The organism is Aeromonas sp. A35_P (assembly GCF_002259925.1).
GTDB classification, from domain to species: domain Bacteria; phylum Pseudomonadota; class Gammaproteobacteria; order Enterobacterales; family Aeromonadaceae; genus Aeromonas; species Aeromonas dhakensis.
Genome location: NZ_NEVB01000115.1, coordinates 1 through 5584, shown reverse-complemented (window position 1 = coordinate 5584; position 5584 = coordinate 1). Strand labels below are relative to the sequence as shown.

At 62.7% G+C, this 5584-nt stretch carries 6 protein-coding genes and 1 riboswitch; of the genes, 3 read left to right on the top strand and 3 right to left on the bottom strand.

The features are described from left to right. Positions 1-23: 23 nt before the first annotated feature. The gene (locus CAK78_RS08585; protein WP_005298562.1) at positions 24-239 is read right to left on the bottom strand and encodes a DUF1107 domain-containing protein; all 216 of its coding nucleotides are present in this window, start codon (positions 237-239) and stop codon (positions 24-26) included. A gap of 172 nt (positions 240-411) precedes the next feature. On the opposite strand from CAK78_RS08585, the gene yfcD reads away from it, so the two are divergent. Further along, complete coding sequence (yfcD, locus tag CAK78_RS08580) at positions 412-915, top strand: NUDIX hydrolase YfcD (protein WP_094697011.1); 504 nt, start codon at positions 412-414, stop codon at positions 913-915. Positions 916-978: 63 nt separating this feature from the next. Here the strand turns inward: yfcD and CAK78_RS08575 are convergent, their stop codons facing one another. Then, on the bottom strand, positions 979-1905 hold the full coding sequence (locus tag CAK78_RS08575; RefSeq protein ID WP_010634714.1) for a phenylacetate--CoA ligase family protein: 927 nt from the start codon (positions 1903-1905) through the stop codon (positions 979-981). A 126-nt stretch (positions 1906-2031) separates the two neighbouring features. Between CAK78_RS08575 and CAK78_RS08570 the strand changes: the two genes are divergently transcribed. After that, a complete protein-coding gene (locus CAK78_RS08570; protein ID WP_094697010.1) occupies positions 2032-2505 on the top strand; it encodes a peroxiredoxin in 474 nt (157 codons plus the stop codon). A 124-nt stretch (positions 2506-2629) separates the two neighbouring features. Further along, positions 2630-3598, top strand: a complete 969-nt coding sequence (locus tag CAK78_RS08565) for a calcium/sodium antiporter (protein ID WP_094697009.1) — start codon at positions 2630-2632, stop codon at positions 3596-3598. Between the two features lie 68 nt (positions 3599-3666). Here CAK78_RS08565 and CAK78_RS08560 read toward each other — a convergent pair whose 3' ends face one another. After that, a complete protein-coding gene (locus CAK78_RS08560; protein ID WP_094697008.1) occupies positions 3667-4818 on the bottom strand; it encodes a type III PLP-dependent enzyme in 1152 nt (383 codons plus the stop codon). A 508-nt stretch (positions 4819-5326) separates the two neighbouring features. Continuing rightward, positions 5327-5437, top strand: a riboswitch (glycine riboswitch). Positions 5438-5584 lie beyond the last annotated feature (147 nt).

Below are 5584 nucleotides of genomic sequence, written 5' to 3'. Positions count from 1 at the left end.
GGAAACAGAAAGGACTATGGAAGTTACCCCAACAGCAGGGTGGTGTGGCGCAGGCCGCGAACCTCCAGATTGATCTGCCGGGCCAGACTCAGGGTCTGACGGCAGGTCAGGCTCTCCAGATTGATCTCGCCGCCGCTGAACTCGAACCGCCCGTGGGTCTCCACCATGAAGCTGCCGTGATGGAAGCTCTTGATGTAGCGGGCAATCTGGCGGGGAGACAAGTTCTTGAACACCTTCATCACAAAACACCTGTTGCGTGGACAGGGCACACTATGGCCTCGCCAGGTGACACGGATGTGACAATTTATGGAGGTTTGTATGAATCCGGTTTGCCGTCTGCGGCCGGCCGGGACGCAATTGAAAAAAGGCTGCCATGACAAGCCGTTACCCCGATATACTGCGGTCACTTGGATGAATCAGAAGGGTCTGCGTGTGGAGTGGGTGGATGTGGTGGATGGAGAGAACCGGGTGATCGGCGTGGCCGAGCGCGCCAAGGTGCGGCGAGAGAACCTCTGCCACCGCGCCAGCTATATCCTGGTGCTCGACGAGGCTGACCGGATCCTGGTGCAGCGGCGTACCCTCAGCAAGGATTTCTGTCCCGGCATGCTGGACGCCTGCGCCGGCGGCGTGGTCACCACGGGCGAACAGATGGAACCCTCCGCCCGCCGCGAACTGGCCGAGGAGCTGGGCATCGAAGGGGTGCCGCTGGAAGGCTTTGGCACCTTCTATGCCGAAGGGGAGGGTTACCGGGTCTGGGGCGGCCTTTACAGCTGCCACTATCAGGGGCCGCTGCGGCTGCAGGCCGAAGAGGTGAGCGAGGTGTGCTGGATGAGCCAGACAGAGATAGCCGCGCGGGCCGCCGAATTTACCCCCGACTCCCTGCTCGCCATCGCCACCTGGCAGACGCGGCGCTGAGCGGCGTTGCATGCAGAACGGGCAGCCACTGGCTGCCCGTTCTGTGTCTGGATGGATGGAACCTCACACCAGCCTGAGTCGCCGGTTGGTGCGCCCGCAGGGGCTGGCACCGGCGAGCCAGTGGCCCTGCCACTCGGTAACGAGGCGCAGCAGCGGGTACTCCAGATCGAGCCGGGTCACCACCAGCTGGCCGACGGCGTCGCCGATGACCGGCTCGCCGCTGGCCAGATCGATGATTTCGACCAGACAGTTCTCGTTGACGATGAACCCCTGGCCGGGCTGGCTCTCGTAGGCGATCACCCCCGCATCCTGCAGCAGCAGGCAGTTGAGCGCGCGGATGCCGTGCACCGCCTGCAGCGGCCGGGTGTCGGGGTGGGACGATTCGCACAGCAGGGCGCAGCGCAGGCTGTCGCTCGGCACCTCGGCCCGCTCTGCCGCCTCCAGCAGGTCCAGCAGCACCGCCAGCGGTCCGACGAAGCCGGTCGGCTCAAAGCGCTGCAACGCCTCCAGCTGGCGCCGGGTATCGTGGGGGCCGCAGGGCACCACCGGGCTCCCTAGCTGGCGGGCGCCGTTGTCGAAGATGAAGGCGGTGGGGCTGATGTGATAGTCGTGACCGTTGAGCAGCACCTCCCCGGCCTTGAAGCCGGCGGCGAACAGGGCCCGCGCCGCCCCCCACCAGTCGGCCCCGGCATATTCGGGAATGGCCAGCTGGCCGGGGCAGGCAAACACCCGCAGCGCCTGGCTGGCGGGGCGACCGGTGAGGCCGGCAAAGGGCGGGTGGGCCTGCTGGGCGGCGAACAGCTCGCCGGCATTGAGCAGGGGCAGGCTGGCCAACTCCCCCAGATCCTGCAGACGGCGCTGGCGGTAGGCGCTGGAGTAACCGGTACAATACTGGCCGACATGGGCAAGCAGGTGGTTGAGCTGATCCAGCTGCTGCTGCTCGCGCAGGGGGGAGGGGCGAATTTCCAGTCCATCGTAGTAGTGCTGCATGAAGCCTCCTTGGTCGGCTGATCCTGCTCAAGGTTAGTTCAAATGATCCCGCTAAAGGGGGGCCTGTGTCACAGCTCGGCCGTGGGGTAGACTGGGGCTCCTTCCCTCCACTTAAGGATGAACACAATGATTGCGACGGGTCAGACCCTGCCTGCGGGCGAATTCACCTTCATCACCCCAGAGGGGAAACAGCAGCGGGATACCCACAGCCTGTTTGCCGGCAAGCGGGTGGTGCTGTTTGCGGTGCCCGGCGCCTTTACCCCCACCTGTTCCAACGCTCATCTTCCTGGCTACGTGGTGCTGGCGGACCAGTTCAAAGCCAAAGGGGTGGATGCCATCTGCTGCCTGTCGGTCAACGACGCCTTCGTGATGAAGGCGTGGCAGGATGCCCAGAACGCCGCAGCCATCACCATGCTGGCGGACGGTGACGGCAGCTGGACCCGGGCTCTGGGGCTGGCCAAGGAGACCGGTGCCTTTGGCGGCGTGCGCGCCCAGCGCTTTGCCCTCATCGCCAATGACGGCGTTGTGGAGCGGCTCTTCGTGGAGGCGCCGGGCAAGTTCGAGGTGTCGGATGCCGAGAGTCTGCTGGCGGCGTTGTGAAAGATTAATCGCCGTTTGATTTCATCTTGAAATAGCAAGGCGGCCCGTTACACTGTTGCCGCGTTTGGATGGAGCCAGGCAAGTTGCCTGGCTCTCGTGTTTGCCGTGGATGAGATAGAAAAATATGACCCTGGCTTTTGTTGCCTTGATTGCCGGACTGGCGTTGCTGGTCTGGAGTGCCGACAAGTTCGTGGACGGTGCCGCCGCCACTGCCCGTTATGCCGGTATGCCGCCGCTGCTGATCGGCATGGTGATCATCGGTTTTGGTACCTCGGCCCCTGAAATGGTGGTCTCCGCGCTGGCGGCTTCCCAGGGCAATCCCGGCCTCGCGCTCGGCAATGCCTATGGCTCCAACATCACCAATATCGCCCTTATTCTCGGCTTGACGGCCCTGATCAGCCCTATCGCCGTGGCTTCCCAGGTGGTGCGCAAGGAGATCCCCATCCTGCTCGGCATCACCCTGCTCTCCGGCGCCCTCTTGCTGGATGGTCGCCTGGATCGCACGGACGCTGCCATCCTCGGCGTGGTGTTCCTGGCGCTGATGGGCTGGTCTATCTGGGCCGGCATGCGCGGCAAGGGGGATGCACTGGATGCGGAGACCGAGGAGAGCATCGACAGCGAGGGCATGTCCCTCAAGCTGGCCCTGTTCTGGCTGGTGGTCGGGTTGGTGCTGCTGATCGGTGCCTCCCGCCTGTTGGTATGGGGCGCAGTGACCATAGCCCAGGGCTTTGGCATCAGCGATCTGGTGATTGGTCTCACCATCGTCGCCATCGGCACCTCGCTGCCGGAGCTGGCCTCTTCGCTTATCGCCATTCGCAAGAACGAGCATGATCTGGCCCTTGGCAACGTGCTCGGTTCCAACCTGTTCAACACCCTGGCGGTGGTCGGGATCGCGGCCGGCATCCACCCGCTGGACGTGGCGCCTGAGGTGCTCTCCCGCGACTGGAGTCTGATGATGGGGTTGACCCTGTTGCTGCTGGTGATGTGCCTGGGCCGCAAGGGGCAGGGGCGCATCAACCGGCTGGAGGGGGGCGTGCTGCTCGCCTGCTTCGTCGGCTACACCGGCTGGCTGCTGACCAGCCAGTTTATCTGACGATTCGCCAGGCCATAACAAGAAGGGGGAAGCATCGGCTTCCCCCTTCTGTTTTTGGCGCAGGTCTGTCAGGCCACGGCAACCAGCTTCTGCCCCTGCTGGCTGCTGTCCAGAATGAGGATGTTTGCCTTGGAGAAGAAGTTGAAGGTGGAGGCCGATGCCCAGGTGTAGGCCCCCATCACCCGGCCCACCACCAGCTCGCCGATGGCCAGATCCGGCAGCATGATGCCGTCGCGGATCACGTCCACGCTGTCGCAGGTGGGGCCGGAGAGCACAGAGTTGTGCAGCTCGCCGCGGGCCAGCGGGGTGCTCACCGGGTAGGTGACGTGGTCATAGAGCTGGCCGTTGTAGCTGCCGTAGAGACCGTCATCCAGGTAGTACCAGATCTTGTCGCCGCGGTGGGCCTTGCCCATCACGCTGGAGACCGAGGTCATGGCCGGCGCGCTGATGAAGCGGCCCGGTTCGGCAATCTTCTGCACGGTGGCGGGCAGCTTGGCCAGCGCCTCGCGGATCGGGGCGCAGAAGCCGTCGATGTCGAACTCGCCGCCCTCATAATCCACCGGGAAGCCGCCGCCGATATCCAGCACCCAGGGCTTGAGGCCGAGCTCCCAGGCCTGCTCCATGATTTCGCGGCAGGCGTCGATGGCCTGCACGTGGCGACGGGCATGGGGCACCTGGGAGCCGACGTGGAACGACAGCCCCATCACCTTGATCCCCTTGGCGTGGGCCAGCTGCAGCAGCGGCAGCGCCTGTTCCGGAGTGCAGCCGAACTTATTGGAGAGGTCGACCTTGGTCTCGGGATTGGGGAAGCTCACCCGCAGCAGCAGTTTCACCTCGTCCTTGTAGGGGAGGAACTTCTCCAGCTCCAACGGGTTGTCGTAGACAAACACGGTGCAGCCGTACTCCAGCGCATAGCGGATATCGCTGTCGCGCTTGATGGGGTGGGTATGAATGCAGCGCCCCGGGCGGACACCCTGACTGCGCACCAGATCCACTTCGCCATTGGTGGCCAGATCGAAACAGGCCCCCTCTTCCTTCAAGACAGAGACCACTGCCTCGTGGGGCAGGGGCTTGAGTGCATAGTGCAATCGTACATCGGGCAGGGCGGCGGCCAGGGCCCGATACTGTTTGCGGACGGCTGCCTTGTCGAGCAGCAGCAGGGGGGAGCCGAATTGTTCAACCAGCTGACGGTAATCTTGTGCTACCAGGGTCTCGTTCATTCTCTTTTGGTCATCCTTAGGGGGCGTGATATGCCCAAGCCATATGCGATTGAACCGGCGACGGCCGGCTCAGGCGAGCGGTCCGGGGGGACCAACCAGGCACACTGCATAACCTCCTTGCAAAGTGCTTAGTTATGCGCTGGATTATCGGCTTATTGCGTTTGTGTGCAACCCTTTTGATTGGATATGTCGGCAAGTTTTTCTGGTCGAGACGAAAGATCATCTTGATATGGCCCATGTTTCGACTAGCGAGCGGCAGGCTGTACAGGCTACGTGGTCTAAGATATTGATAGTTAACGAACAAATAACATTTAGCCTCCGCCTGGCCGGGATCGAAAAAAATCGGCGGCGAGGGGGCGCGAGTGGGAGACAGCTCACACTTTTTGGATTACCATGCCCGCTTCCTAATCCAAACTAGTTCGGATGAAGGTAGCAGGAGAGCGATGGGCGACCATCCACCGAAGAAGTGAATCTTTCAGGTACCGGGCAACCGGTGTGGACTGCTACTGGACGATACTCTGGAGAGACCCGTTGAATCGGGCGCCGAAGGAGCAAGGCACCATGATTGCATCGCAATCCGGCGCCGGAAACTCTCAGGCAAAAGGACAGAGGGGATGGGATGGTTGTACCTGAGCTTGAAACTGTTAACTGTCTGTAACTAGAGATCGTCAGCAAGGTAAAGAGCCGCGCAGGAACCGGAGCGTATAGACATACGTGAGGATTCCGAGCAGCACATGAGCCTTGATCACGGCCCCGCAGCAAGAGG